We start from the raw sequence: 23,118 nt of genomic DNA, 5'->3' as shown, positions 1-23,118 counted from the left end.
GAAGACGTGAGGGCGACACCGCTGCGGTGAGGCGGTGACGTGAGGGCAGCGGCTGGGGAGCCGCTCAGACGGTGCTGCGCATGCGGTGCCAGGAGTACTTCGTGGTGACGAGGTGCAACGTCACATCGGAGGCGATCAGTCCGGGCAGCGCCCCGATGACGTCGCTGGTGTAGCGGTACAGGTCGGTGCGCCGGGGCAGCACCATGTGTCCGACCAGGTTGAAGCGTCCGGTCGCCGCGCCCAGGAACTTCGTCCCCGGGTGCTGGGCGAGCTGCCGCCCCGCGTCGTCGAGCCGGTCGGGCTCGATGGACAGCCACACCATGAACTCGGCCTCGTACCCGAGCAGCTTCGGGTCGACGAGGGTGCGGAACTGGAGGATGCCGCGGGAGATCAGACGGTCCATGGCCCGAGCGACGCTGGACTCGGTGTGGCCGAGGCGCCGGGCCAGCGCGCTGATCTGAGTGCGGCCGTCCTCCTTGAGGGCCGCGGCGACCTCCTGTTCCAGGACGGTGAGCGCTTGTGGCACCCCGTCCCAGTCGGGGCGGTCGCACGACGACGCGAACGCGGCCGGCCGCAGGTCGGCGGCCGCCTCCAAGGGCAGGAGTCCGGTGTCCCACATCGAGGCCGACTTGAACGCCCGGATGACGGGAACCGCCTCGGTGCTGGTGATGAGGTCCGCCGCGGGCAGGTCGGTGAAGAGCATCCGCATCATCTCCTCGCTGTCGGAGGCGACGAAGTCGACGATCAGATCCGCCGCGCCGGTCACGACGGCCACGAAGCGGACGTCCGGGCTGGCGGTGAACCGGTCCGCGGCCTCCAAGCCGTGACCCGGGCGGGTCTGCACGCGGACGAGCATCGAGGAGCCCTCCCGGGTCCGGTCGAGTTCCACCGTGCCGACGACCCGCAGCAGTCCCTGTTCACGCAGGGCGGTGTAGCGACGCTGGGCGGTCGTCTCGCTGGCGCCCACCCACCGTGCCACCGCGTTCCACGGGGCACGACCGTTCAGCTGGAGCGCGGCGATGACGCGGCGGTCCAGATGATCGATGACGTCTGTAGGGGCTCGGTCGGTCATGGCGGCGACGCTAATCAGCGTTTACTCGGCCGTCAACGATGGAATCCTGCATCGCCCCTGCTCACGCCTCTGTCATTCAGCACCTCGCAGGTTTCGTGGCGGTAAAGAACGCAGATGCGGCGGGTCTGTTCGGGTGGCCGAAACGTGCAGGATTACGACGAGAGGGTGTCTGAAAAAATCGGCCCGGGACCGGGCGTGGCCGCCGCGGGCGTGCCGTCGGCGTACTGTCCGGCGTTGGGCCGGGCTGGACGGCGGGGGCGATCATTCCGCAGTAGAAAGCCAAGGCCAGGACGGACGGTGGACAGCCCCTCGGTGGACAAGCCAACGTCACGACCACCCGGGCGCCTGCCTGGACAAGGCATCGCGGCAGGTGATGCCGGGATGTCCATCAGGGGTGAGATCTTCCCGCTCCACGCGACTCATCGGCGCGGGCACTGATCAGCCGACGCAGCCCGTCGCGCTCGGCATCGCCGCGCGGTACGGCATCCCCCGCTCGTCGCGGCCGGTCTCGGTGACACGGGCATCATCAGCGGCCTCCACACCGCTGCTGTCTTCGGTACGAGCGCGGGCGTGCCACCGCGACGAGCTGGGGCTCGGCCTGCCGGGCACACCCGGTCAGCTTCTTCCTCGGGCAGTGCTGGCCGGCTTCCCCGTCTCGATCAGATGCCTCGTCGTGGGGCTTCGCACCGGAACCATGCCGCATCGGTCGACCCCGGCGCCGAGACGGCTGTCGAGGAAACCGCCTGGCGGGAACCTTCGGCGACCGCGGGCCGTGTCCTCACCCTCGTATCTGTGCCCGCCGTGGTGATGCCCGCTGGAGCCGTCGTGATCAGGCGGGCAGTCTGCCGCACAGCACGTTGCCGGGCGCCGCCGGATCGTCACTGATCCAGAACTGTCGCCACAGCGTCGCGAACTCTTCGCGGCTGAGGTGACCGTCGCCGTTCAGGTCGAGCAGTTCGAAGACACCCGTCATGTCGACGGACCGTCCGTTCCAGGTCTCTACGAGACGACGGTGCTCCTCAGCGGAGATGTGCCCGTCGCCGTTGGCGTCCACAGCCTCGAAGACGGTGTCGGCGGTTGCCGTGACACTGGCGACCATGGCGGGCAACTTGTCCACGAGCGCCAGCAGTTCGCTCATGTCGACGCCGCCGTCGCCGTTGGCGTCACCAACCTCCAGCAGGGCAGCCCACCACCCCATGAGCAGCGACTCCACCCGCGCTCCGAGTTCGGTCCCGGGCGCCGCCGGCGACAGTTGCCTCCAGCGGGCAACGAGCGCCCGGAAGTCGACCTCGCGCAGATAACCGTCGCCGTCTGTATCGAGCGCGGTGAACATCCCCCTGAGCTTGCGCTCCTGAAACACACTGGCCACGAGCAGCCTCCCTCAACGCAGTCGCCAACCAGGAACCGCCCGCCATCGCCGCAGGTGACAGCGTGCGGTTCGTAACTCTAGGACGGAACACGCGCACGGCCCCACTGGCACATTCGCGCGAACGATCACTCCGAAGGCACACTCGTTTCGACCTCTGCCGGACGGCATCGAGAGGTCGTCTCAACTGATGGGAAAACCAGGCTGATCGCTGTGATGCCAATGGTGGAGCGCCTGGTGCCGGACAGGTTGTGGGAGTTGTTCCAGAGGGTGGTCCCAGCCGCACCAGTGCGGCCGAAAGGCGGAGGACGACGTCGTTTTGGAGATCGACAGGTGTTGGCTGCCGTCGTGTTCGTGGCCACGAGGGGTTGCCTGTGGGGCAACTGCTGCTCATCGGGGGGCTGCTCACCGGCGTCGGCCTGCTGCAGGAACTGGTGGGGGTTCTGGCGGCCCCTGCCGCCCCGACTCACTCAGGCTTTTGGGGCGCTGGGGATCGACCAGCTTCCGTAACCGGTGTTCGACATGCAAGAGCTACCGGTATGGCGCAAACCTTCAGGATCGGCCCCGGTCTCGATCACGATGCGCTTGGAGCCCATGAACTCCAACTCCCCCTGAAATCAAGGGCTCCACGCTACGAGGGGAGGGACATGGTGGCCGTCGGCTCATGGGTCAGAGAATCGGCCGGCGGGCTCGGGCCGCCTCGATGTCCGGGACATGCTCCTCGGCCCAGAGCCGTACGGCGCGGAGCGGGACGAGCAGAGAGCGGCCCAGCGGTGTCAGGGCGTACTCGACGCGGGGCGGGTTCTCGTCGTACTCGTGGCGGCTGATCAGACCGTCGGCTTCCAGGGAGCGCAGGGTTTCGGTCAGGACCTTCGGGGTGATGCCCTGGATATGCCCCTTCAGTTCGATGAAGCGGCGAGGTCCGTCCTCGAGGGCGTTGACGATGAACACGGTCCAGCGGGCGCCGATACGGTGCAGCACCGTGCGGCTCGGGCAGGTCGCTGCCATCACGTTGTACGCCTTGCCCATTGCTGCTTCCAGTTCCGTTGAAGATACCGGTAACAAATCCATACCGTGGCATCCGATCCTACGAGAGGGAGTGCGACACATGGAGCGGATCCTGGTCATCGGAGGTGCTCGGGCGCTCGGCGCGGCCGTCGCCAGGCGGGCGGCGAAGGACGGGTACGACGTTGTTGTCGGCGCCCGTGATCTGGCCGCGGCCGACGTGCTGGCGCGCGAGATCGGCGCCACCGCGGTGCGGGTCGATCTGCAGGACGAATCGACGCTCGAGGCCGCGGCCGAGGCGCTGAAGGAGGGAGTTGACCACATCGTGACGACCGGTTCGGCGCCGCACGATGTTCGCGCGACCGAGCTGGATCGCGACAAGCTGCTGGCTGCGTTCACGGCGAAGGTGGTCGGCCCGATGCTGGTCGCCAAGCACTTCGCGTCGGTACTGCGGCCGACCGGGTCGATGGTGCTGTTCTCCGGTGTTGTCGGCTGGCGCCCCGGGCCGGGCTCACTCGTCAAGGGGGTCACGAACGGCGCGGTCGAGTACGCCGCGCGCCACCTGGCGGCGGATCTGGCGCCGGTACGGGTCAATGCCGTCTCGCCTGGTGTCGTGGACTCGGGCGCATGGGACCGTCTCGGTGACAACAAGGCCGGCCTGTTGAGCAAGAGCGCGGCCGGGACCTTCGTGGGACGCCACGGCGAGACCGACGACGTCGTCGACACGGTGATGTGGCTTCTCCGTGCGGGTTTTGTCTCCGGCGAGACGATCCACATCGAGGGCGGCGCCCGCCACAAGTCCGCCTGATGCCCAGCCGCCGAGTGCTTCGAGCTCGCGAGCGCGCCTTCTGCCTCCTCCCGAAGTTCCGCGACGCACTTCTGGTGTTCGTCGGAGAGGGGACCAACGGGATACGGCGAACCGTTGTCGCCGCGCAGCTCGTGAGGCGCGGAGGCCTCGACGCATGCAGGTATTCGAGCAAACGCCATGACTCGGAGTCGGAGGGACAGTCAGTGGACACGGCGTCGGATGCGCTCTTCGACAGTTCGACCGGCAGCCGATGGCCGACGACGTCCGGCCGGCTTCATTGCAGAGCATCGGAGAACTGGAGCACCGGGCCCCGGAGTGGAATGCCATCATCGCTCTGTTCAGGACGGGTTCGGCGTCAGCCTCACCTCCTCGCAGCGCGGGAACGTCAAACTCCGTGAGGTAGCCCGGCAGGTGCGCGCGGCACGCTGTTGCCGACCGAGCAGTCAGACGCTGCCGCCGGTGGCGCTGAAGCCGCGGGGCGTGGTCCTCTGACCGGCGGTGCGCACGTCGCTGCCCCGACACGGCGGCGGTGTGCGGTGCTTCCGTCGTCCGTGGTCGGGGCGGCTTCGTCGGGTGGTCAGACGCCCGGGTCCGGGGTGCGGCCGGCGGCCGACGTGCGCAGGCCGGCGACGGTCAGTGCCACGATCAGCAGGGCGGCAAGCGTGGCGGCCACCGCCGCGAGCGTGGGGAGCGGCGCGGGGACGTTCTCGGGTCGCAGCACCTGGGCGAGTGAGCCGGAGGTGAGGCGGTTGGCAAGGAGATGTCCGATCGCGAGCGCACCGGCCACCAGGGCGCTCGCCACCGCGACGGCCAGTGAACGGCTCAGGCAGAGTGCGACGCCCGCCGCGGCGCAGATGGCGGAGACGCCGATGGCCGCGGAGACGCTGAAGGCGGACCCCTGCGACCAGTTCAGCGGGAGATGGGCCGCCGCGCAGAGCAGCATCAGCACGCCCGCAGCCCACCGCAGCCACACCTGGGGCGTCGCGCCGTTTTGCCGCTTCCTCGGCTGCGAGGCCTGCGCCGGCGTGTCGGGCGCGGGGCGTGCGGGCTCGGCGTCGGCGGGCGGCGCGGTCAGGGCGGCCGGTGTGGAACTGACCACCGGCGCGCCGCCGTGCCTGTTCTCGCTCAGGCCACCGATGAGCTGCATCAGGTCCTCGACGGACCTGCTCGTGGCGGCGGCGTGCACTGCTTCGGCACCGCTGTGCGGGTCGTGCGGGTAACAGGAGAGCAGCTGAATGAGGCGTGTGACCTCCGGGGTCGGCCGCTCCTTGGCGGCGTGCCGGATGGCCTCGTCCATGTGGTCCGCGGGGTGCTCCGGCGGGCCGAGAAGTTCCACCAGTTGGGTGACGTCCTCCACAGAACGGGCGACGGCGGCCAGCCGCAGGACGGACTCGGCGGTCGGCGTACCGTCAGGTGTCTGCTCCAGCCGGGTCACCAGGTCGGCGACGTCGTTGAGGGGCCGCGACACCACGGCGATGCGTATGAGCTCCTCCACCGCCTCGGCATCGGCGGCCGTCTCGACGGCAGGCGCACCAGCGGGCTCCATGGGAGGAGCGGGGGCCGCCCCTTCATGGGTGATGCCGATGTCGACGCCGGGGATCTGATCCGGCGGCGCGGCGAGCTGTGCAGTGCCCCAATGGACCGGCGTCGAGACCAGGGATTCGCCGGTCTCAAGAGTCTCGGACTGGGCAGAGAATGACTCAGCGGCCATCTTCGCTTCTCCATTTCAGCGGGCGTTTCGCCCACGCATGCGCGTTCTTCCGTTGTATGCACGCTTCTTTCACCCCGCCACTGGAGAAACCGCCCGACGGTGCGTCTGCGCAGCTTCACGGAACACGTGGCTGCGCGACGACGACCGCACCGACCGAGGGGCCCGCGAATTCATCGGCCGCTGATGTGCCCAAGGCCTTGGAGTCCGTGTATGCCCCGCATCTGGCAGGAGCGGCCGATGCGATGGCCTGACAGAGGGTCGCTGCCAGGGGATGCCTGTGCCCCCAGCCAGTGACCGCCCGCCGCGTATGCCCCGTTGCGGGGCAGCGGTCCCGGCCCCGCAGAACGGGCGCGCACCAGGTGCGGTCCGCGCGGGCTGCCGGATGAATGGAACGGGAACACCACCAGCCGTTTCGTTCCAAGGAGCATCATGCGCACACGCATCAGCCCGGCCGGCCTCGGTCTGGCCGCTGCCGCGGTACTCGGCACGTTCGCCGCGCCGGGCGCCGCGGCCGCAGCCGAGCCGCCCCCGGCCGCCGACACCACCCAGACCTCCGAGATCACCGACCTCATCTGCCCGGCCGTGCAGAACATCCTGAACATTCTCCAGGCCGTTCCCTTCGTCGGCGACGCCCTGAAATCGGATGCGGTCGCGTCCTGCGAAGGCAGCGACAGTCCCGGCACCGTGAACCAGGAAAAGGGCACGCTCGACGGCAACCTCGACGGGGGCACCAGCCTCGGCACGGGGGGCGCCAAGTCCGCTCCGAGCGACGACTGAACCGCCTCACGCACGGTGTGGGACTCCCGCGCAGATCCGGGGGTCCGGCACCACCCTCGGGTCGGCATCGCCGCGGCCCCGCCACACCGGAGGCCAGGAAGTGAACAGCCCGTAGGCCGGCCCCGGACGGCTGAGCGTGCGTGCCCAGAAGGGGCGGGGGACCGGCCGGGGACCATGCACATGGCGCGTATCCGGGGCCTTCGTCAGTAAGAACTCTCATCGGCACTACGAACCAGGTGCGGGGCCAGGCCTGGAGTGAACGTCATCGCAACAAGAACTACGCCCAAATGAACAGTCGAACCCTTGCTCCGTGTGCCGGTGTTGGTAGCCCTGTGGCCACTACTTTTGGCGTCCGTCGATTCATTTCGTGCAGGGGGGCAAGAGCGTGCGCAAGGCGATCAGGTTCAGAGCCATCGGGATCTCCGCCGTCGTCGTGGCCGCGGTAGGAGTGGCGTACACGGGAGCCACCGCTGCTCAGTCGTCTGCTGCCGCGTCCGCAGCCCCGGGCGACACCTACAAGGCCACGCGGGTCAGTTCTGTCAGCACCACCAACACGCAGGTCGTCGCTCTGTCACTGCCGGCAGGAACCTACACTCTGACCGGCTCCGCCTATGTCATCTATGCGGACAGGGCGTTCTGCACCATCACGGGTAGTGGTCTCACCATGGCGACCCCTCGGAGCAGCGGTTACAACGAGTCGTCATTGAGTGCCACCGGCGTCGTGACTCTGGCTTCAGCGGGCAAGGTCCAACTGCTCTGCACCAGCGACAAGGTGCTCCCGGTGCCGCAGGACCCCGCCGCCAACGGCACCCTGGTAGCGACCAGGGTTGCTCTTTATCAGAACCAGGGAACGGGCGCCTCGTAACACCACCTCCTCCACGGTGAGTTGGGGTGCGCCGCTTCCGTGGAGAGTAGGGAGGGGACTGCGCCCGTGCTGTGCCATTGGGTCGGGTCGGGTCGATCGCAGAACTGTCGCTGCCTGCCACACGGGAGCGGCCCAGGGGCGGGGTGGCGAACATCCGCGGTGAGGCCGTCTTCGCCGTGATCATCTACGGGAACTGCTGCCGCGTTCACTCCCTTGGAATGGGGCCGCCGCCCGCCGCGCCGGGGCGTTCCAGGACGATCACCGCGGCGTCGTCGTCCAGATGCCCGCCGACGTACTGCAGCAGGTCACGCCGGAGATGGTCGAGGAAGGCGTCGGGGTCCCGCTCGGTCCAGCCGGTGATGCGCTCGGTGAGCGGGTAGAAGGCGCCGGCGGAGTCGTGGGCCTCGGTGACACCGTCCGTGTGCAGCAGCAGAAGGTCTCCGGGGTCGAAGGGGAAGCTCTCCACGTGATAGCGCGGATGAGCCAGTTCACCCAGGCCCAGCGGAGGCGCCGGGCGCAGGGCGCCCCTCGCCATCGGCCGGCCGTTGCGGAGGGCGATGGGTGGCGGGTGGCCGCAGGACACCATCTGGACCGGGCCGCCACGGTCCGGGACATCCAGGACCGTGGCGGTGATGAAGGCCTCGCCGTAACTGCCCGTCTCAACCGGCTCCATCAGGTCCCAGCACATGCTTCGGTCGAGGTGGGCCACCAGCTCGCCCAGGGTCGACTGGCGATGGGCCGCGACGCGGAACGCTCCCAGCAGCAAGGCTGCGTCACTGGCCGCGGTCATTCCCTTCCCCCGCACGTCGCCGATGATCAGCCGGGTGCCGGAGATCGTATGTGCCGCCGCGTACAGGTCCCCGCCGATCTGGGCCTCGGCCTCCGTGGCGAGGTACAGGGAGGCGACGCGCAGCGGTCCGATCCGACTGGGCAACGGAGGCAGGACCACACGCTGGGCAGCCTCGGCCACGTACCGAACTTGTCGGAGCTCCCGGGCGCGTCGCTCCCGCACGATGCAGAAGATGACGAGGCCGGCGCCCACCAATAGCAGGGCGATGATCTGCGCCTCGTGGTTGGCCGAGAGCAGTTCGTCAGGTTCGCGCAGGATCCCGATGAGCGTCTGTGCGGCCACCGCCAGGGCGGCTACCAGCCCCACCGTCCGGGGGCCGCCGAACGACGGAGCGATCGCCGGCGCCGCGACCAGCAGAGGTCCCAGATGAATGTCGGGCGGCGCAAGCACGTCGATCACGGACACCGCGACGATCCAGGCGATCGGGATGGCGACCAGTGCCCGGCCCTCTCGCACCGGTCGGGAAGATCCTCCGAGACGCCGCGGCATGATTCTTCTCTCCACCGCGCCGACCCGGTTCGCGCGGGCAGAGACGGACGGCGCGGTGGCCCCCTGCCGGGGACAGTGGTGGGTGGTGGATCGGCAGGAGCTCATGGAGCGCGAGCCCAACTGTGGTGCCGGGCAGGCTCTGTCCCCAGGTGGAGCGAGTTGCCGCCGACGTGAAGTCACACGTCAAAGGGCTGGTGTGGTCGGTTCCCAGGACGCGCACCCTGTTCACGGGTGAGTGTCGGAACGGTGGATCGTCCGTCAGCGCGATCGACGCCTGGGCTCCTGGCCGTGGCTCGGTCTCGGGGCGCTACTCGTTCAATCACGGCTTGTGGTCTGTTTCCTGGACCAAGCGGTGGCGTCGGCTCCGTATCGAGTCAGGAGCCGTGCGAACTGGGTCCGCTCCTCCGGTGACCAGGCGACGGTGATCTCCAGGAACGCTTCTCGCTGTTCGACGGCGAAGCGGTGGCGTTCGGCCTCGCCGTGCTCGGTGAGTTCGAGCACGGTGCGGCGTCCGTCGGACTGGGATGCCGCCCGCCGCAGCAGCCCGTCCGCTATGCAGGCGGCGACGGTCCGGCTGGCCACCGGCTGCGCGACGCCCATCTCGGCGGCAAGCCCGCCGACGGTCGTCTCGCCCGGCGCGTCGGCGATGACGTTGAGCACGAGGTTGCGCGAGAGGTCCTTGCCCGATGCCGGTGCGCGTCGCCGCAGACGGGACAGCGCCGGGCCGATCTGATCCAGCGCCCGGTCGTCGGGGGGCTGCTCCAAGGAGGACGTGCTGCTCATGTACCGAGTCTAGTCCCGGCCGGCACATTTGCATACCCTTCGATAAGTGCATAGCATCAGGTATGTAAATCTTGAACGAGCCAGGAAATGAGGCGGACCGCCATGGCGCTCACCGCGATCACCAACGCGCAGATCTTCGACGGGGAGAAGGCGGTCGGCGTGCGGACCGTGGTCATCGACGGCGGGAGGATCGCCCGCGTCGGTGGCGACGCTCCCGAGGGCAGCGAGATCGTCGACGGCAGCGGCGCCACACTGCTGCCGGGACTCATCGACGCCCACGTCCACTCCGCCCCGGGCTCCCTGGCGCTCGCCCTGCGGTTCGGGGTGACGACCGAACTGGAGATGCAGGGGAAGAACACCCGGGAGAACCGGGGGGTCATCACCGACGACGACACACAGGCTGACGTGCGCTCCTCCGGCTTCGCCATCACACCGCCCGGTGGACACCCGAGCGAGCTGATGCCCGAAGGGTTCCGGCCCAAGTGGGACCTCCCCCCGGTGATGCCCCTGATGCCGTTCTCCACCACACCCGAGGAGGCCGCCGCCTTCGTGCCGCAGCTCCTCGCCCGGGGATCCGACTTCATCAAGTTCATGATCGACGACGGCAGCGTGGAGGGACACCCCGGGCTGCCCGCACTCGACCAGGCCACCGTGCACGCCGGTGTCGCCGAAGCCAAGAAGTACGGCGCACTGACCGTGGCCCACGCGCTGACCGTGGAGGCCACCAGGACGGCCGCCGAAGCCGGCATCGACGGCGTGACCCACGTGTTCATGGACCAGCCGCACACCGCCGAGATCATCAGCCTGATCAAGGACGCGGGCATGTTCGTCATCCCCTGCGTCACGCTCAACGCCTCGATGATGGGGATCACCGGCAGCGAACTCGCCGACGACCCCCGGGTCGCCGCACGCCTCGACGCCGACTGGGACCGGACCCTGCGCTCCAGCTATGACCGCTACCCGCAGGGCAAGCTCCACGATGTGTACGACACCGTGCGCGCGCTGGACGCTGCCGGTGTCGACGTGCTCGCCGGCACCGACGTCTCCATGCCCGAGACGTTCTTCGGGGGCCTGGCACACGGAGCGAGCCTGCACCACGAACTGCAATACCTGGTGGCGGCCGGCCTCACACCCGCACGGGCCCTGCGCGCGGCCACGGCGACCACGGCCCGCCGCTTCCGCCTCAGCGACCGGGGCCGCATCGCCGAGGGCCTCCGCGCCGACCTCCTGCTGGTCGACGGCGACCCGACCAGCAACATCAGCGACACCCTCAACACCCGTGCCGTCTGGCGCCGCGGCACCCGCATGGCGGCATGACCGCGGTCCCTCCCCTTCGAGGGAGGGACTCGATCATCCGGTTCTTGCTCGCTGTGGTGAGGCGACCTTCTACGATCCGCTCCATGCTGGATCCCGAGCTGCTGGAACGGATCACCGAGCGTCGCGCGGAACGGGACGAACGCGAAGAACAGCTGGTCGAACAGCTTACGGAAGGGCGGGCCGAGCGGGACTAACTCACCGTCGCCGAACGGGTCGTTGCACGGATGACCAGGCAGCTCGCCGAGAAACGTGCCTCGGCCGGGCCGATGCCCGGGCAGGTGGCCGGATGAGCAGTGATGCTGATCCCGCACCGCGAAGCGGGTGTGGAGGAGGACTCGCTTCCAGCTTCTGCGCGCTCTGCCCGTTCTGACGAACCGCGAAGTCAACCGCTGACGGATGATCCTTTCTGTCGACTCCCGCTCACGACCGGCGTGAGCACTCCGAGAACCGGTCACACCAGCCTTTTGATCTGTGACGTCAAGTCGGCGGAGGCTCAGTCGAGATCGTGCGCCTCCACTCCGGCCGAAAGCTGTCGGATGGCGCCGGGCGAGCGTGTGGCTGCAGTGCGATGCGGACCTCGAGCTCTTGCTGACGTTGGTGAGCGTCTCTCTGCGGGCCCATCGAGGATGGCCCGATGCCAGCGACCGGCCGACTGTCCGGTGCAACGACCACCCCTTCGGGGGTGTTCGCGCGCGAGAATGTCGGTGACGGCTGACGAGGACAGGATGACACTCCGCCCGGCTTGGGCCAGGTGACGTGCCGTCACCAGGCCCGGGCCGGACGCACCGCCGGTGATGACTGTGGTCGTGCCGCTCATCGATGCTGTTCCTCGTCGCGGTTGTTCTTGCCGGGGGTGGGGTCGCCTGCCGGCCCGGCGCCGCCGATCACCTCGCGGAGCAGCGCATGCAGGCGCAGTCTGCTCTCGCGGTCGAGGTGGGCGAAGGGCGAGTGCTGGGTGGTGTGTTCGATGACACGGTCGCGCAGTGCGCATCCCTCAGGAGTGAGCTGGATGACTTTCGCGCGGCGGTCGGTGGGGTGGGGCACGCGGCGGACCAGCCCACGCTTCTCGAGCCGGTCGATCATCGACGTGGCGGTCGAGGCATCGCACTGCAGGAGGTCGGACAGGCGGCGCGCGGTCATCTCCTCCGCGCGGCTCAGCCTCCACAACACGTCGGTCTGGGCATCGGTGAGCCCCGCGTCGCGGGCCAGCTCCTTCAGCTCACCGTGGACCTGGGTACGGATCGCAAACAGACAGTCGATCAGCTCTGCGTTCAACCGTGCGTCATCCATACCCGGTGCCGCGGCCCCGTGCCCTGACCCGGGGCGGGCAGACCCTGTCCGTATCCACCGGGCAGCCGCGCAATGACCCAAGCGAGCGTGAGGCCGGACCTCGTCGAACAGTCACGGCCTCGACTCGGTGCGGCACGCGAGTCTGAGCCATGGCCCGGGGCGACCGGACCGATAGTCCAGGAAACGACCTCCCTGCGCATCCTCGTAGGCCAACCACCCTTGCCTCGGTCCTCATATGGCACCGCGGACTCGCCGTCTGGGATTACGTTCCAGTGACGCTCCGGCGGTCAGCCAGGTGTGTCATGGGCTTGCGGCGGGCGTCGAGGAGGCTGAGGCGGTTCAGAGGTGCTGACCGCGGTGGCGAGTCGATGCGAGAGAGCTGTTCCCCGTCTGGCGCTCCATCGCGCGACGACGTAGCCGCACTGTGCGTGCACGAAGCAGACGCGCGACGAGGTACACCGCTGCCGAAGCCGGCACAAGCCGGCTGACCAGCCAGAGGAAGCGGTGCTCGATGTACACCCAGGTTGTCGCCGCGTGCCAACCATGGGGGAGACCCATCAGGAGAGCTGAAGCGGCCAGACACAAGGCCGTCGCGGCCAGCACCCCGCCGACCAGATACGCGGCAAGTTCGGTCCACCAAGACCTGCTGATGTGCTGTCTCACTCAGGCTCCCCGCCACCGTTGTGTGACCGTACCGTCCGAGGCTTCAGTACCTCGCTTGGCAGGTACGGTACCGACGCGGAGCCGTGGCCGGCGGGAAACGGGTCCAGTCGCCTACCGCGGCGGAGGCGACGCACTGGAGGCCGCCGACCGGGCGACTCGGCGGCCGGAGCCGGTCAGAAGATCGCCGTGCGCCATCGGTTCGAGCGGTCGGTTGCGTGGATGACGAGCCGGAGCCCGCGGGCTGCCGGGTAGATGGCGTGACGGAGCAAGGGTTCCGGCGCCAACCGTTCGACAAGCGCAGCAGCCGGCACCGGAGTTCTGACGTGAAAAACTATGAACTCGTATGGTCCCCGGCTCAGTTCAGAGCCGAAGGGAACTCGTAATTCGCCTTGCGCGACAGGCAGGAACAGAGTGGACGGGTCGGGCGGTACGGCTCCTCACGGAGGCCTTCGTCGAGGACGCCGCGACTGCAGACTGTGACCAGGCAGCCAAGTGCTGGTCCGTCGCAGGCTCCCCGTGGTCGAGTTCAAAACGATCCGTCCGGGAGAGTTGCTGTGATGCGGCTTACTCTGCGGGTGGCTGGGGGAGGGCAGACGCGATCAGTGAACTCACCGTGGTGACGCGGTGAGCCAGGTCGTCGGCAGGGATGTCGATGAGTTCGTAGCCGAACGCGCGGTAGCTCTCTTCGTGGATCTTTTCGAAAGCCAGTGACTCCTGGAAACTGATCTGCCGGGCCGCGGTCGGCTCGCAGAATCCCAGATTGCGGACGAAGAGCACTTGCCGCTCGTAGACCCCTTCCGAGGTGATTCGTTTGAGCTCCGCGGCCAGCGCCGCGGACACCGGCCACCCCAAGTAGGTGGCCAGGGCGTGGGTGCAGACCGGTGACCGGTCAAACACCTGAACAGGGCCGGTTACCTCCAACTGCCGCTGTCGCTGCAGAGCGACGATCTCGTCGATGAAGGCCGACCTTGTCCATGGCTGGTCCTCGCCCCGGGCCTGCGCTTGTGCGATGACCGTCGTCGCCGCCTCCTCGACAACGCCGTAGCCGAGCTCGTCCAGGCGCCGCAGGATTGATGTCTTGCCCGCACCCGGCGTGCCAGTGAGAACGTACCGCCGCATGGTCCGAGAACCCTTTCTGGTAGGTCGGGACAGGTCCACTGGTCACCGCTCGGAACTCCGACGGAGGCAACGAGCCAGCGGGGCCCTGAAGATGGGGATGGAGTGGGGCACAGGCGGATACTCGAACGGCTGATATGCCGGAGACACTCCTGATGCCCAAGGCGCTGAGCAAGGCAACCATGGCCAGATTGCTCAACGTCCTTCTTCGTTCCAGTACACCTTGTCGACCGGGGGCTCGGCAACACCGTTGAGTAGACGGGTATGCCTAATGCGCAACCGTCGCACCTCGGAAGTATGGCGTCGCCGCCTGCGTACCCGCTGGGAGATCCGCGACGATGTGTTCGTCACCCTCCGTTGTGCCGTCATCTGTTGGCGGCAACTCCGCATCGCACCTTGTCAGGATCAAGGGCAGACGATGCGCTGGAGGAGATGGCCGCGCGATGCTTCAGAGCGAACGAACGAACGCACAGCCGGGTCGGGGCCGCACTCCTCACATACGGGATTTCAGCACGTCGACCTCACAGCCTGGCGCGGACGGGTCGAAGCCGTGCTCGGCCAGCCAGCGGACCGCCAGTAGGCTCCGCAACGACCACCACGCGTGGATCACGTCGAGGTCGATGTCGGTGTCATAGCCGGCGACGACGTCGCCGAGGTGTTCTTCGTGTCCGAGTGTCAAGGTGGCGAGGTCGTACAGGGCGTCGCCCTGGCCCGCCTCGGACCAGTCGATGATGCCTGTGATCTCGTCGTTGTCGACGAATACGTGAGCGATCTGCAGGTCGCCGTGGGTGAACACCGGAGTCCACGGCCGGAGTGCGGCCTCGGCGACTTGGCGGTTGCGGGCGACCAGGTCGGCCGGCAGGACGTCGTTCGTCACGAGCCACTCGCACTCACCGTCGAGTTCCGCCGTCAACTGGTCCAGGTTCTTGGAGGCCCTACCAGGGCTGGATGGCAACGGCGCATCATGCAACCTCCGGATGGCGGCGCCCGCCGCGGCCCACGCCGCAGGCGAGGAGGTCGACGGCTCGCCGAGACGGCCGAGCGCCGTCCCCGGGACCGCGGCGATCGCGAGTACGGGCGGCTTGTGCCACAGGATCTCCGGGGTCGGGACCGGAGCCAGGGCCATCGCCTCGACCTCGGCGTCGATGCGCACTTGATCGGCGTCCACCTTCAGAAATACGTCGCCGACGCGCAATGTCGCGCGCTCGGAATGGGCGACGACGACCTTGACCTCATCCATGGCGACCAGCATCCCCGATGACCGTCGACGGCGCCGGGATTATTCCGTGCGATTGTGCGGCTGACCGCGTCGCGCGACCCGGCAGCCTCGTGCCGGACACCGACCGCGCCGGCGCATCGTCGACGTGCAGGGAGTCCCGTTCGTGGTGTCGCTACGGGCGAAAACCGCGGTGACGTGACGCAACTCCTGCCGCTGCTGGACAAGATCCCAGCTGCCGCGGGCCGGATCAGCAGACCGCCTCGGCTGCGCGGGCGGAAACCTGCTGGCCCCGCAGTCTTCTCCCGGGCCATCCTGAACCTCATGAGCACGCCCCGCACCCTTTTCCTCTCGCCCCGCCTCACGGCCACCGGCCGGGATCTGGCAGGCGCGGCCCGGCAGCGCGGACTGCAGGTCGAGACGCTTGCGACGTCGCGCACGCCTCCCGCCTGGCACCGGCATCCGGGGGCGTCCCTGTACGCGGGGCCGCTCTTCGCGGACGCGGTCTCCCACGAGCTGGGGCTCGGGCTTCTGGAGGCGGGAGCCGGCTGGCTGGCCGGGCTGCCGCGCGAACTCACCAGTAGGGGAGTGGAGTTGACGACCGTGGCCGAGGCGCGCGGTCTGCGTCGTCCGGCGTTCGTGAAGCCGCCGAACGACAAGAGCTTCCCGGCCCGTGTCTACCCGGACGGCAGTCGGCTGCCTGGCCCGGACGCGGTCGACGACACCACACCCGTGCTGGTCAGCGACATCGTGGCGTTCGACGTGGAGTACCGGCTGTTCCTGCTCGACGGGGAGGTGCGTACCGCGAGCCGGTACGCGCGGAGGGGAACCCTGGACGTGGCGCCGCTCGACGACGACCCGCTGCGCGGCGAGGTCCTGGCGTTCGCGGCGAGGCTGCCTGTGGCGGAGCTGCCGAGCGCGGTGGTCGTCGACGTGGGACGGCTCGACGGCGACGGTGAGTGGGCGGTCGTGGAGGCCAACGCGGCCTGGGCGAGCGGCCATTACGCGAGCGATCGGCACGCCGTGCTCGACGTGGTGCTGCGAGCGGCCTGTCCGGTGGACTCCGTCGGCCACCGGGACGCGCGATTCCTCCGCGCGTCACCTCACCCGGTCGGCTGAGCGGCCCGGTCGTGGTGCAGCGGCCGCAGTCCTTCGCGTCGTCGACGGTCAGCACGGACCTGTCAGGAGCCGCTCGGCCTGCTCGGCGATGGGCGTGGTCTTCGGCTGCTCGTCTCCCTGTGGGCGCTCGCCGTCTTCATCTCGCTCCCGAGGGCGACGGGAACGCCCCGCCGCTACGGCCTGTCTTCAAACTCCCCTCTGCCCGGTGACGCCCGGCCCGCCGAGAGCACGCGCCGAACGCCGCCGGGCCACCCACCGATCAGCCGTGTCGACAACCCTGCGGGTCAATACACCTAGAACCCGGCCGGGCCGCGCTCCAGCGCCTCGGCCGCGTCGAGCGCGCTGATCGCGGCCCGGACCCGGAGCGCGTCCGGCCCTGTCGTGACGTCGAGACCCGCGATCTCGGCGGCACGGCGCAGCCGGTAATCGATCGTGTTGGGGTGCACGCACAGCTCCTTGGCGACACCGTCCCGGACGGGCCGCGGTACACGCTCGTGATGACGAAGTACGACACCGTCGTGACGCCGTACGCCACCCAGGCACTCAAGGGTGGCGACGTCAACAACGTACTGCTGCAGGACGTCTGCCCGACCGACCGCGCCGGGCACATGGGGCTCTTCAACGATGATCCGACGCTGCAGATCACCATGAACGCTCTGGCGGACGGGCCGGCCGACTTCAAGCCTGTGTGCCGCGATTACGGTCTGCAGCTCCTGTGAATCCGCGGGTCGGCCCGGCTGGCGCGATCCGCGTGAAGGTTCCGCAGGCAGCAGTCGCCCTTGGCCTGCTGGAGGCCCAGGCCGCGGCGGGACGTCACACGGCTCGCGTGATACGTGATCTCCTTGTCGTCCCCTTGACGACAAGGCCCTCCTCTATTTAAAGTCAGAATGACTCAAATAGAGGAGGGTTTCTCCATGGCCGACATCACCAAACGCTTCGGCTGGCGTCATCTGCGGGCAGCGCCCACATCCCACGTACGGCACCACCGCTCGGGACAGCTCACCCACGACGGCTCGGGGCTGAGCTTCTGGTTCCGGCCCCTGACGGCCGCGCTGTCGGAAGTGCCCGTGGACGACCGGGAGTTGGCCATGACCTTCCACGCCCGCACCGCCGACTTCCAGGACGTCGCCGTCCAGGCCACGGTCACGTACCGGATCGCCGACCCCGCCGTCGCGGCCGAGCGGCTCGACTTCTCCGTCGACCCCGACACGGGAGTGTGGCGCGGCGCCCCTCTGGAGCAACTCGCCACGCTCCTCACCGAAAGCGCCCAGCAGCACGCCCTTGAGGTGCTCGCCCGTACCCCGCTGGCCGCGGCCCTCGCCAACGGCGTACCGGCGGTGCGCGAGCGCGTCACTGAGGGACTGGGCGAGGAGCCGCGGCTGCCCGCCACCGGAATCGAGATCGTGGCTGTCCGCGTGATGGCGGTGCGTCCCGAGCCGGAGGTGGAGCGCGCGCTGCGCACCCCGGCCCGGGAGCTCATCCAGCAGGAGGCGGACCGGGCCACCTATGAGCGGCGCGCGGTCGCCGTGGAGCGCGAGCGCGCCATCGCCGAGAACGAGCTGGGCAGCCAGATCGAACTGGCCCGGCGCGAGGAGCAGTTGGTCGAGCAGCGCGGCGCCAACAGCAGGCGCGAGGCGGAGGAGAAGGCGGCCGCCGACGCGGTGCGGGTCGGCGCGGAGGCCGACCGGGCCGTCCGGCTCGCCCGGGCCGAGGCCGAGAGTGCCCGCGAGGTCGGCGAGGCCAGGGCCCACGCACAGGCGGCCTGGCTGCGGGTGCACGGCGATGTCGACGTGGCGACCCTGCACGCCCTCACCGGCACCCGCCTCGCCGAGAACCTGCCTCGCATCGACAGCGTGACCGTCTCCCCGGACGTGCTGACCGGACTGCTCGCGCGGCTCGGAGCACAGGAACCGCAGGCATGAGCCTCGCGCCCCGCGCCGTCCTGGTCCATCGCACCACGGAGTACGAGGAACTGGTCGCCCGGCACGGCACTCACGGGCAGGCCGCCTTCTTCCTTTCCTCGCGCGGCCGGTCCATCACCGAGGTCGTCGAGCGGCACCACCTGGCCCGGCGTGCGCTCGCGCAGGTGTCGGCCGCGGTGCCGCTGAACTGGCGGCGCGCGCAGGTGGAGCGGGCCGATCTGGACCGGTTCCTGTTCGGTCCCGAGGACGTCGTGGTGGTGGTCGGGCAGGACGGACTCGTGGCCAACGTCGCGCAGTACGTCGGGGCCCAGCCGGTGCTCGGCGTCGACGCCGACCCCGGCCGCAACCCGGGCGTCCTGGTGCGCCACCGCCCCGACGAAGTGGCCCGGCTGCTGCCCACCGCCTTCTCCCCGTCGGGCGGTGTGCACGAGCTGACCATGGTCGAGGCCGTCACCGACGACACCCAGCGCCTGGTGGCGCTCAACGAGATCTACGTCGGCGCGGCGGGCCACCGCACCGCCCGCTACCGCCTGGGCCTCGACGGCGACAGGGGTGCCGTCGAGGCCCAGGCCTCGTCCGGGGTGCTGATCGGCACGGGGACGGGCGCTACCGGCTGGTTGCGGTCGGTGTGGCAGGAGCGCGCGACACAGCTGCGGCTGCCGGAGCCGACGGACGACCGGCTCGCCTGGTTCGTACGGGAGGCGTGGCCGTCGCCCGCCACGGGGACACACATGAACGCGGGCGAACTCACGGCCGGCACGCGGCTGTCGGTGACTGCGGAGTCCGAGCGGCTCGTGGCCTTCGGAGACGGCATGGAGAACGACGTGATCGAGCTGACCTGGGGGCAGACGATCCGCTTCGGTCTGTGCCCCACAAAGCTGCGGCTCATGGGATGAACACGCCGGTGGGCAGAGCCTGTTGAGCAATTCCGCAGACGTCGAAAGTGAAGCCGCGTGGGACAGGGCAGTGAGCCGGAGCGGGACTGGTGTCGGTCGTGCTGCGCGATCTCGGGCCACGATTCGACCTCACGATCACCGGTCCGCCGGACCCTCCGCCGACGGCAGCGGCAGTATCACCCTGAACACCGTAGACCCCGGGCGGGCGTCGAGGGTGATCGTGCCGCCGTGGGCGCGGGCCAGGGAGCGGGCGACCGACAGGCCGAGGCCGCTGCCGCCGCGGTCGCGCGTGCGGGCCTTGTCGACGCGGTAGAAGCGGTCGAAGACCTTTTCCCGGTCGGTGGGCGGGATGCCGGGCCCGGCATCCTCGATGCGTACGACTGCCGTGTCCCGCTCCCGGGCGACTTCCACCGACACCGGCGTCCCGGCCGGGGTGTGTACGGCCGCGTTGGCGAGGAGGTTGTCCAGCACCTGGCGGACGCGATCCGGGTCCAGGGGCAGTTCGAGCGGGCCCGGTTGCGAGGGAACCGTGACCGTGAGCGGGCGGTCGGGATGGCCGGCCCGGAAGGCGGCGGCCGCGTCCTCGACCAGCTCCACGAGTTCCGTCTCCCGCAGCCTGAGCGGTGCGTCCACCTCGGCCGCGTCCAGGCGTGCGAGCAGCAGCAGATCGTCCAGGAGCACTCCCATACGGGCGGCCTCGGCGCGCAGTCGCGCCAGGTGCTTGTCGCGTTCCTCGGGGGCGTTGGCGGCGGCGTACTGGAAGAGGTCGGCGTAGCCCCGTACGGACATGAGCGGTGTACGCAACTCGTGCGAGGCGTCGGCGACGAAGCGGCGCAGGCGTTGCTCGGCCCGCGCGCGGACCGCGAGCGAGTCGTCGATGTGTTCCAGCATCGTGTTGAAGGCCGTGCGCAGTTCCTCGACCTCCGGGCCGCCGCCGCGCTTGTCGGCGCGGATCGGCAGCCGGGCCGCCGACTCGGTGAGGTCGTGCGAGGCGATGCCGTGGGCGGTGTGCGCCATGTCGCTGAGGGGATTCAGACCTCGGCGCAGCATCCGCCGACCGAACTCCACGAGTACCGCGAGCGCCAGGGCGAACGCGACGACCTGGACCCCGATCAGTCGCCGTACCGTGTCGTCGATGTCGTGCGTCGGAGCCGCGCTGACCAGCACCACACCCGGTTTCACCGCGCAGGCGCGCAGCCGGTACTCGCCCGTGCCCGTGAGGTGCACGGTGCGCAGCACCTCGGTGTCGCCGGAGATTTGCCTCTTCGCCAGGGAGGTGAGGGGAGTGATGTCCCGGGGCAGGTCGCCGGCGTCCTCGGGCGAGCGCAGCTCGGCGTCGCGGCCCGAGACGTCGTACACGGCGTAGTACCAGCGGTAGTACTTCTTGCCCTGGAGCGTGCCGTTCTCGGCGATGCTCTTGGACTGGGCGACCTGGGCGAGCCCGAGCTGGTCGTCGAGCTGGTGCGTCAGATAGTCCCGCATGTACGTGGTCAGGGCCGTGCCGACGACGGCGAACACCACCAGCGCCAGCGCCCCGAGTCCCAGCGCGAGGCGGGTGCCGAGCCGCAGCCGCCGGTACGCCAGGTGCAGCCTGCCGAGCAGTCGCCGCCCCCGTCGCCCCCACACGCCTCGGGCGCTTCGCTTCACTGGCTCGCCTGCCGTATGACGTAGCCGAAGCCGCGCACCGTCTGGATCAGCGGCGTGGCCGTGGCGGTGTCGGAGGAGACGTCGAGCTTGCGGCGCAGCCGGCTGACGACGAGCTCCACGACGTTCGAGCGTCCACCGAAGCCGTACTCCCACACATGGTCGAGGATCTGCGTCTTGGTCATCACGGTCGGAGACTTGCGCATCAGGAAGCGCAGCACCTCGTACTCGGTGGGTGTGAGGGTGAGAGACCGCTCGCCGTGACGTACCTCGTGGGTGTCCTCGTCCATCGACAGGTCGCCCACCCGCAGCACCGACCGCTGGAAGTTCGGCCCGGCGCTGCGCCGCAGCACGGTGCGCAGGCGTGCCATCAGCTCCTCGACCGCGAACGGCTTGACCAGGTAGTCGTCACCGCCCCGGGTCAGCCCCGCCACCCGGTCGGCGACGCCGTCCCGCGCGGTGAGGAAGACCACGGGCACCATCGTGCCCGAGCGGCGCAGCCGGTCCAGGACACCGAAGCCGTCCACCCCCGGCAACATCAGGTCGAGCACCACGATGTCCGGGTGAAACTCGGCGGCAAGGCCGAGCGCCTCCTCACCGGAGTTCGCGGTGACGGCGTCCCAGCCCTCGTAGCGGGCGACGGTCGCGACGAGATCGGCAATCGGAGGGTCGTCGTCGACGACCAGGAGGCGAACTTTTTCCACCCGCCCATAGTGCGTCACACGGCAGGCCGGACCGTAGGCCCCAGCTCACACAGCAGGCTCATTGATAAGGACTTGTCAGCTGTCCGACAGGTTCCCGACAGCTTTCGCCAGCCAAGCTCGGAGTTGCCCCCACGTCCCCACCACAAGGAGCTGCCGTCCCGTGACGACCGTCCAATCACCCTCTGCGCCCCCCACGGCGACACGCCCCAGGGTGGTGGCCCGCACGGGCCTTTACGCGGTGCTCGCCGCCAACGCGGCCGTGGTCGCCTACTTCTTCGCCCAGGCGGGCTTCGCCTCCAACGCCCTGATCGTCATCGGCCGCCTCGCCGGCCTGTGCGGCGCGCTGGTCATGGCCTTCCAGCTGGTCCTGGTGGCCCGGCTGCCCTGGCTCGACCGTCGCATCGGCATGGACCGGCTGACCAGCTGGCACCGCTGGACCGGTTTCGCCCTGCTGTGGACCCTGCTCACGCACGTCGTCTTCATCGCCTTCGGCTACGCCGACGGCACGGGCGTCGGCCCCATCGCCGAGATCGTCGACCTCGCCGAGACGACGGAGGGTGTGCTGCGCGCGATCGTCGCGCTCGGCCTCATCCTCGTCATCGGCGCCGTCTCCGCCCGCTACGCCCGCCGCCGTCTCGCCTACGAGACCTGGCACTTCATCCACCTGTACGCCTACGTGGCCGTGGTGCTCGCCTTCACACACCAGGTCGCCGTCGGTACGACCTTCACCTCGTCGACCGCCGCGACGGCGTACTGGTACGGGGTGTGGGCCGTCGCCCTGGGCGCGGTACTCCTCGGGCGCGTCGTCCTGCCGCTGTGGCGCAACACGCGCCACCGGTTCCGGGTCGCCGCGGTCGTCCCCGAGTCCGACCACGTCGTCTCCATCCACATCACCGGCCGCGACCTCGACAAGCTGCCCGCCCAGGCCGGCCAGTTCTTCCTCTGGCGGTTCCTGACCAAGGACCGCTGGTGGCAGGCCAACCCCTTCTCCCTCTCCGCCGCCCCCGACGGCCGGGGCCTGCGCCTGACCGTGAAAGCGGCCGGCGAGGGCAGCGCGGCCCTGCGTCAACTGAAGGTCGGCACCCGCGTGTTCGCCGAGGGCCCCTACGGTGCCTTCACCACCCTGCACCGCACGCGGACCGAGTCGCTGCTCATCGCGGGTGGCGTCGGCGTCACCCCGATCCGCGCGCTCCTGGAGGACCTCGACGGCCACACGGTCGTCATCTACCGGGTCGCCTCGGAGCGCGACGCTGTCCTCTACGACGAGCTGCGCGACCTCGCGTTCGCCAAGGGAGCCGAGCTGCACCTGGTGACCGGGCCGCCGGTACCCGACCGGCTGGCGCCGCGCGAGCTGGCCCGCCTTGTACCGGACATCGCCGACCGGGACGTCTTCCTGTGCGGGCCGCCACCGATGATGAACGCCGTGCTGCGCACACTGGGCGACCTCGGCGTGCCCAAGCAGCAGACCCACTTCGAGCGCTTCAGCCTGGCCGGCTGAGGAAGAC

General features: G+C 69.5%; 21 protein-coding genes and 1 pseudogene. 10 read left to right on the top strand and 12 right to left on the bottom strand.

Features of this window, described 5'->3' with window-relative positions; translation table 11 throughout:
• Positions 1–64 precede the first annotated feature (64 nt).
• Positions 65–1,072, bottom strand: a complete 1,008-nt coding sequence (locus tag AB0J02_RS22825) for an Lrp/AsnC family transcriptional regulator (RefSeq protein WP_363195569.1) — start codon at positions 1,070–1,072, stop codon at positions 65–67.
• 829 nt (positions 1,073–1,901) lie between these two features.
• Complete coding sequence (locus tag AB0J02_RS22820; protein WP_363195568.1) at positions 1,902–2,441, bottom strand: EF-hand domain-containing protein; 540 nt, start codon at positions 2,439–2,441, stop codon at positions 1,902–1,904.
• 213 nt (positions 2,442–2,654) lie between these two features.
• Here AB0J02_RS22820 and AB0J02_RS22815 point away from each other — a divergent pair, with 213 nt between their 5' ends.
• Entirely contained in the window at positions 2,655–2,948 is a 294-nt protein-coding gene (locus AB0J02_RS22815; RefSeq protein ID WP_363195661.1) for a transposase, read from the top strand.
• Between the two features lie 159 nt (positions 2,949–3,107).
• Here the strand turns inward: AB0J02_RS22815 and AB0J02_RS22810 are convergent, their stop codons facing one another.
• Entirely contained in the window at positions 3,108–3,467 is a 360-nt protein-coding gene (locus AB0J02_RS22810; protein ID WP_363195567.1) for a helix-turn-helix domain-containing protein, read from the bottom strand.
• Here AB0J02_RS22810 and AB0J02_RS22805 point away from each other — a divergent pair.
• Complete coding sequence (locus AB0J02_RS22805; protein ID WP_363195566.1) at positions 3,421–4,251, top strand: SDR family oxidoreductase; 831 nt, start codon at positions 3,421–3,423, stop codon at positions 4,249–4,251. The genes AB0J02_RS22810 and AB0J02_RS22805 overlap by 47 nt on opposite strands.
• A 577-nt stretch (positions 4,252–4,828) precedes the next feature.
• On the opposite strand, the gene AB0J02_RS22800 is transcribed toward AB0J02_RS22805, so the two are convergent.
• Entirely contained in the window at positions 4,829–5,962 is a 1,134-nt protein-coding gene (locus AB0J02_RS22800) for a hypothetical protein (protein ID WP_363195565.1), read from the bottom strand.
• A 429-nt stretch (positions 5,963–6,391) separates the two neighbouring features.
• Here AB0J02_RS22800 and AB0J02_RS22795 point away from each other — a divergent pair, with 429 nt between their 5' ends.
• Together AB0J02_RS22795 and AB0J02_RS22790 are read left to right on the top strand one after the other, a co-directional pair.
• Positions 6,392–6,739: a hypothetical protein gene (locus AB0J02_RS22795; protein WP_363195564.1), complete on the top strand. Its 348-nt coding sequence runs from the start codon at positions 6,392–6,394 to the stop codon at positions 6,737–6,739.
• 385 nt (positions 6,740–7,124) lie between these two features.
• Complete coding sequence (locus AB0J02_RS22790; protein WP_363195563.1) at positions 7,125–7,604, top strand: hypothetical protein; 480 nt, start codon at positions 7,125–7,127, stop codon at positions 7,602–7,604.
• A gap of 205 nt (positions 7,605–7,809) precedes the next feature.
• Here the strand turns inward: AB0J02_RS22790 and AB0J02_RS22785 are convergent, their stop codons facing one another.
• On the bottom strand, positions 7,810–8,943 hold the full coding sequence (locus AB0J02_RS22785) for a SpoIIE family protein phosphatase (protein ID WP_363195562.1): 1,134 nt from the start codon (positions 8,941–8,943) through the stop codon (positions 7,810–7,812).
• Positions 8,944–9,258: 315 nt separating this feature from the next.
• Positions 9,259–9,726 carry a MarR family winged helix-turn-helix transcriptional regulator gene (locus AB0J02_RS22780; protein ID WP_363195561.1) on the bottom strand — a complete coding sequence of 156 codons (468 nt, stop codon included), beginning with the start codon at positions 9,724–9,726 and terminating at the stop codon, positions 9,259–9,261.
• Between the two features lie 102 nt (positions 9,727–9,828).
• Here AB0J02_RS22780 and AB0J02_RS22775 point away from each other — a divergent pair, with 102 nt between their 5' ends.
• Positions 9,829–11,043: an amidohydrolase family protein gene (locus AB0J02_RS22775; RefSeq protein WP_363195660.1), complete on the top strand. Its 1,215-nt coding sequence runs from the start codon at positions 9,829–9,831 to the stop codon at positions 11,041–11,043.
• An 813-nt stretch (positions 11,044–11,856) separates the two neighbouring features.
• Here AB0J02_RS22775 and AB0J02_RS22770 read toward each other — a convergent pair.
• The 3 genes from AB0J02_RS22770 to AB0J02_RS22760 all read right to left on the bottom strand — a co-directional run bounded on the left by AB0J02_RS22770 (position 11,857) and on the right by AB0J02_RS22760 (position 15,352).
• Positions 11,857–12,318 (bottom strand): MarR family transcriptional regulator, encoded by a 462-nt coding sequence (locus AB0J02_RS22770; RefSeq protein ID WP_363195560.1) that lies wholly within the window; start codon positions 12,316–12,318, stop codon positions 11,857–11,859.
• A 1,242-nt stretch (positions 12,319–13,560) separates the two neighbouring features.
• Positions 13,561–14,115: an AAA family ATPase gene (locus AB0J02_RS22765; RefSeq protein WP_363195559.1), complete on the bottom strand. Its 555-nt coding sequence runs from the start codon at positions 14,113–14,115 to the stop codon at positions 13,561–13,563.
• Positions 14,116–14,605: 490 nt separating this feature from the next.
• Positions 14,606–15,352 carry an aminoglycoside phosphotransferase family protein gene (locus tag AB0J02_RS22760; RefSeq protein WP_363195558.1) on the bottom strand — a complete coding sequence of 249 codons (747 nt, stop codon included), beginning with the start codon at positions 15,350–15,352 and terminating at the stop codon, positions 14,606–14,608.
• A gap of 300 nt (positions 15,353–15,652) precedes the next feature.
• Here AB0J02_RS22760 and AB0J02_RS22755 point away from each other — a divergent pair, with 300 nt between their 5' ends.
• The gene (locus AB0J02_RS22755) at positions 15,653–16,447 is read left to right on the top strand and encodes an ATP-grasp domain-containing protein (protein WP_363195557.1); all 795 of its coding nucleotides are present in this window, start codon (positions 15,653–15,655) and stop codon (positions 16,445–16,447) included.
• Between the two features lie 293 nt (positions 16,448–16,740).
• Here the strand turns inward: AB0J02_RS22755 and AB0J02_RS22750 are convergent, their stop codons facing one another.
• On the bottom strand, positions 16,741–16,893 hold the full coding sequence (locus tag AB0J02_RS22750; protein ID WP_363195556.1) for a helix-turn-helix domain-containing protein: 153 nt from the start codon (positions 16,891–16,893) through the stop codon (positions 16,741–16,743).
• A 12-nt stretch (positions 16,894–16,905) separates the two neighbouring features.
• Here AB0J02_RS22750 and AB0J02_RS22745 point away from each other — a divergent pair.
• The 3 genes and pseudogenes from AB0J02_RS22745 to AB0J02_RS22735 all read left to right on the top strand — a co-directional run.
• Positions 16,906–17,064, top strand: a pseudogene (locus AB0J02_RS22745) (lipase); the annotation flags it as partial.
• A 297-nt stretch (positions 17,065–17,361) separates the two neighbouring features.
• Positions 17,362–18,369 carry an SPFH domain-containing protein gene (locus AB0J02_RS22740; protein WP_363195555.1) on the top strand — a complete coding sequence of 336 codons (1,008 nt, stop codon included), beginning with the start codon at positions 17,362–17,364 and terminating at the stop codon, positions 18,367–18,369.
• A complete protein-coding gene (locus tag AB0J02_RS22735) occupies positions 18,366–19,265 on the top strand; it encodes a hypothetical protein (protein ID WP_363195554.1) in 900 nt (299 codons plus the stop codon). Before AB0J02_RS22740 ends, AB0J02_RS22735 begins: the two co-directional genes overlap by 4 nt.
• A gap of 135 nt (positions 19,266–19,400) precedes the next feature.
• Here the strand turns inward: AB0J02_RS22735 and AB0J02_RS22730 are convergent, their stop codons facing one another.
• Both AB0J02_RS22730 and AB0J02_RS22725 read right to left on the bottom strand, forming a co-directional pair.
• Positions 19,401–20,867 carry a HAMP domain-containing sensor histidine kinase gene (locus AB0J02_RS22730; protein ID WP_363195659.1) on the bottom strand — a complete coding sequence of 489 codons (1,467 nt, stop codon included), beginning with the start codon at positions 20,865–20,867 and terminating at the stop codon, positions 19,401–19,403.
• A gap of 41 nt (positions 20,868–20,908) precedes the next feature.
• Positions 20,909–21,613 carry a response regulator transcription factor gene (locus AB0J02_RS22725; protein WP_363195553.1) on the bottom strand — a complete coding sequence of 235 codons (705 nt, stop codon included), beginning with the start codon at positions 21,611–21,613 and terminating at the stop codon, positions 20,909–20,911.
• A gap of 160 nt (positions 21,614–21,773) precedes the next feature.
• Between AB0J02_RS22725 and AB0J02_RS22720 the strand changes: the two genes are divergently transcribed.
• Positions 21,774–23,111 carry a ferredoxin reductase family protein gene (locus tag AB0J02_RS22720; protein WP_363195552.1) on the top strand — a complete coding sequence of 446 codons (1,338 nt, stop codon included), beginning with the start codon at positions 21,774–21,776 and terminating at the stop codon, positions 23,109–23,111.
• Positions 23,112–23,118 lie beyond the last annotated feature (7 nt).

This window comes from Streptomyces sp. NPDC050264 (assembly GCF_040655895.1).
In the GTDB taxonomy this organism is placed as follows: Bacteria; Actinomycetota; Actinomycetes; order Streptomycetales; family Streptomycetaceae; genus Streptomyces.
Note: the sequence above shows the minus strand (reverse complement) of the source record. Positions and strands in the feature narration are given on the sequence as shown.

Excerpts from the sequence above, each read along its gene's own strand:
- AB0J02_RS22825 (WP_363195569.1), bottom strand. The coding sequence starts at position 1,072 with ATGACCGACCGAGCCCCTACAGACGTCATCGATCATCTGGACCGCCGC.
- AB0J02_RS22815 (WP_363195661.1), top strand. The coding sequence starts at position 2,655 with ATGCCAATGGTGGAGCGCCTGGTGCCGGACAGGTTGTGGGAGTTGTTC.
- AB0J02_RS22810 (WP_363195567.1), bottom strand. The coding sequence starts at position 3,467 with ATGGGCAAGGCGTACAACGTGATGGCAGCGACCTGCCCGAGCCGCACG.
- AB0J02_RS22800 (WP_363195565.1), bottom strand. The coding sequence starts at position 5,962 with ATGGCCGCTGAGTCATTCTCTGCCCAGTCCGAGACTCTTGAGACCGGC.
- AB0J02_RS22795 (WP_363195564.1), top strand. The coding sequence starts at position 6,392 with ATGCGCACACGCATCAGCCCGGCCGGCCTCGGTCTGGCCGCTGCCGCG.
- AB0J02_RS22785 (WP_363195562.1), bottom strand. The coding sequence starts at position 8,943 with ATGCCGCGGCGTCTCGGAGGATCTTCCCGACCGGTGCGAGAGGGCCGG.
- AB0J02_RS22780 (WP_363195561.1), bottom strand. The coding sequence starts at position 9,726 with ATGAGCAGCACGTCCTCCTTGGAGCAGCCCCCCGACGACCGGGCGCTG.
- AB0J02_RS22775 (WP_363195660.1), top strand. The coding sequence starts at position 9,829 with ATGGCGCTCACCGCGATCACCAACGCGCAGATCTTCGACGGGGAGAAG.
- AB0J02_RS22765 (WP_363195559.1), bottom strand. The coding sequence starts at position 14,115 with ATGCGGCGGTACGTTCTCACTGGCACGCCGGGTGCGGGCAAGACATCA.
- AB0J02_RS22760 (WP_363195558.1), bottom strand. The coding sequence starts at position 15,352 with ATGGATGAGGTCAAGGTCGTCGTCGCCCATTCCGAGCGCGCGACATTG.
- AB0J02_RS22755 (WP_363195557.1), top strand. The coding sequence starts at position 15,653 with ATGAGCACGCCCCGCACCCTTTTCCTCTCGCCCCGCCTCACGGCCACC.
- AB0J02_RS22740 (WP_363195555.1), top strand. The coding sequence starts at position 17,362 with ATGGCCGACATCACCAAACGCTTCGGCTGGCGTCATCTGCGGGCAGCG.
- AB0J02_RS22735 (WP_363195554.1), top strand. The coding sequence starts at position 18,366 with ATGAGCCTCGCGCCCCGCGCCGTCCTGGTCCATCGCACCACGGAGTAC.